This is a genomic window from Arthrobacter sp. NPDC056886 (assembly GCF_042788715.1).
Classification (GTDB): Bacteria; Actinomycetota; Actinomycetes; order Actinomycetales; family Micrococcaceae; genus Arthrobacter.
This window is the reverse complement of the sequence record NZ_JBHUBT010000023.1, coordinates 1-2,482: the sequence shown is the minus strand read 5'-3', so window position 1 is coordinate 2,482 and position 2,482 is coordinate 1. Positions and strand designations below refer to the sequence as shown.

The 2,482-nt window shown below is 67.1% G+C and carries 2 protein-coding genes and 1 pseudogene; 1 reads left to right on the top strand and 2 read right to left on the bottom strand.

The annotated features are described in order from the left end of the window. Window positions 1-240 precede the first annotated feature (240 nt). Window positions 241-552, top strand: a pseudogene (locus tag ACFRJ8_RS22555) (transposase); the annotation flags it as partial. A gap of 205 nt (window positions 553-757) precedes the next feature. Here the strand turns inward: ACFRJ8_RS22555 and ACFRJ8_RS22550 are convergent. Both ACFRJ8_RS22550 and ACFRJ8_RS22545 read right to left on the bottom strand, forming a co-directional pair. After that, entirely contained in the window at window positions 758-1,339 is a 582-nt protein-coding gene (locus ACFRJ8_RS22550; RefSeq protein ID WP_377988590.1) for a dihydrofolate reductase family protein, read from the bottom strand. Window positions 1,340-1,371: 32 nt separating this feature from the next. Further along, window positions 1,372-2,016, bottom strand: a complete 645-nt coding sequence (locus tag ACFRJ8_RS22545) for a hypothetical protein (RefSeq protein WP_377988589.1) — start codon at window positions 2,014-2,016, stop codon at window positions 1,372-1,374. Window positions 2,017-2,482 lie beyond the last annotated feature (466 nt).

Genomic DNA, 2,482 nt, shown 5'->3' with positions numbered 1-2,482 from the left:
CACCGCCGGAACACCATTAACGGTCGAGGACCCCCAACACAGGTTGGGGGTCCTCCCGCATTTAACCCAAAAACACCCGCAGGCTCCCGGCCACGTTGGGGGCCCGGGCGTCGCCGAGCCGGCCAATGGTGTCGAGGTCTTCCGAGGATGGAGGTTCCTACGCCGCCCATCTGGAAGACCCCGACGTGCCTGACGCTACCTTCGGCTGCCCTGACCTGACCACGTTCTGCCGCTTGGACGATCGCCGCCTACCGGCACCCCGACCCAGCCGCGGGCCGCGGCTGATGGTCAAGCTGGTCGAGTCGCTCAGCGCCGGCGTTCCCAGGCCGCTGGTCGAGATCGTCAAGCTCGGCCGCTCCCTGAGCAAGCGAGTCGCTGACGTACTGGCCTACTTCGACCGGCCCGGCACCAGCAACGGTCCAACCGAAGCGATCAACGGCCGCCTGGAGCACCTGCGCGGCTCCGCCCGCGGCTTCCGCAACCTCACCCAACTACATCGTCCGGTCCCTACTCGAGACAGGCGGATTCAGACCCCGACTACACCCTGCATTGGCGAAGATCCGCTCATACTGGGGTGGGGCGGACAAAGCTACGACGGAACCGGCAGGCAGTGATCTTGAGTTGAACTTGCCGCAGGTGAGGTGCTGGGGCGGATCGGCGTCGGCTCGACCAGGGACAGCGATGCGCAATCGCAGCCGGAGGTCCGATCTTGTGTCACCGTTCGCAGTGGATTTCTTCGCGTACCCGCTCAGATCGGTCAACGGCGTACCTGATAGCGCAGGTGAAGCACCCGGTTGCCCTGAATGACCACGTCAGGATCCTCCAACAGGTGTTGCGCGTGGACCGACCCGAAGTAGCGCTTGCCGGACCCGAACACGACGGGTACGACGTCCATGCGCACCTCGTCGATCAGGCCCGCGGCAAGCACCTGGCCACCGACGTCGCCAGCAGCCACCTCGACCATGCGTTCACCGGCCAGCTCCTGCGCCCTGGCCACGGCTGCCTCGACGCCGTCGACGAAGTGAAACGGCGCTTCCGGCTCCCAGCCCTCAGGCTCCGGCCGGTGCGTCACGACGACCACGTGGTCGATCCCGCCCGGAGGCTTCCCGTCCCAGCCGTCCGTCATGTCGAAGACGTGGCGGCCGACGACGGTCGCTCCGATCTGGTCCCAGTACGGCCGGGTGTAGTCGTAGGACGTCTGCGACACCTTCAACTCGCCGCTCTCGTCCAACGGCACGTCACCGCTGGTCAACCAGTCGAACAGGGGTCCGGGCTGGTCGTTCTCGTCCGCGATGAAGCCGTCCACCGACACCGAGCTGTACATGACTACCTTGCCCATGAGGCGCTCCTCTGCGTTGGGATGCCCCTACATTAGCGTGTCGTGAAGTGTCGCTCCTGTGAGAAATCAATCGGCCGGCAGCGGCCAGCTGTCCAGCGCGTGGCCGGGATGTTCGCGCAGGAACTGCCTCCGGACTTCGACGTACCGGGTCGGCGTGAGCCTGGTGAACGCCCGGAACTCGTGGCCGAAGTGGCCCTGGTCGAAGTAGCCTGCGCCACCGGCGAGGTCGTCCCAGTCGATCGGTGCGAGGGGTTGATAGCGAACACGGTGGCGGCGAAGCGGTAGGTGCGGGCCAGCGGCTTCGGCGTGACGCCGATGAGCTCCTCGGACCGCTGTGCCAGATGAGTGCTGCTGACGCCGGCCGCCACGCTCAGGTCGCCCATCGCCACCGCCCCGCTGGTCGCCGCGATGACACTGCTCGAATGGCGGACCAGCCCCAGGCCGGCGGCCTCGCACAGCCGTCGCATTAGCTTCTCCTCGAGCAGCGTCAGCATCTCGTGCGGTCCGTCCGCCGTGGCCAGCCGGTATCGCAGCTCAGCAATGGCGGCCCGGCCCCAAACCTGCTCTACCGTCACCGGCCAGTCACACAGCTCGTCCGCGGGCGTCGGCAGGAACGGCGCCAGCCACCACGGCTTGAAGTGCACGCCGACGGACCGGGTCCGGAGTGGGGGACGCATGGTCCGATTCGCCCGGGAGGAGCGATTCGGCTGCCTCGAGGCCGGATAATTCGAGTACGGCGGCGTCCGGGGTCACTTGGTCCCCCGCCCTGAGCACCAGGACGTCGTCGCGGACGACGTCGGTTGTAGCGCGGTTGCCGGCCGCGTTCGCCGCAGTCCGGGACCTCTTAGTGCGAAAGACCTTGGAGGCCAACCGGGATGCAAGTATGTGGGCAAGCTTCGTCTCTGGCGCCGGCGGGCTGCCTTCACCTTCCAGATGGTAGCGGCCGCGATGCCAGGATGTGATGGAGACTACAGGGCGTGCAGGCCGAGCCGGGGTGCCGTTTGGGGGTCCGAAGCCTCGTTCTGCCGCGGATTCCCGGGGCTGCGGAGCGGTGGGAGCGTGGCCGGGGGTGGAGTTGCGGTGGGGCTTGGGTGGGTGTATTGTTTTCTAAGTCGCCGAGAGGGAGACCAGCGGAAAGCTGGG

Bases quoted from the DNA above. Each gene is read 5' to 3' on its own strand.
- ACFRJ8_RS22550 (WP_377988590.1), bottom strand. From the start codon at position 1,339: ATGGGCAAGGTAGTCATGTACAGCTCGGTGTCGGTGGACGGCTTCATC.
- ACFRJ8_RS22545 (WP_377988589.1), bottom strand. From the start codon at position 2,016: ATGCGTCCCCCACTCCGGACCCGGTCCGTCGGCGTGCACTTCAAGCCG.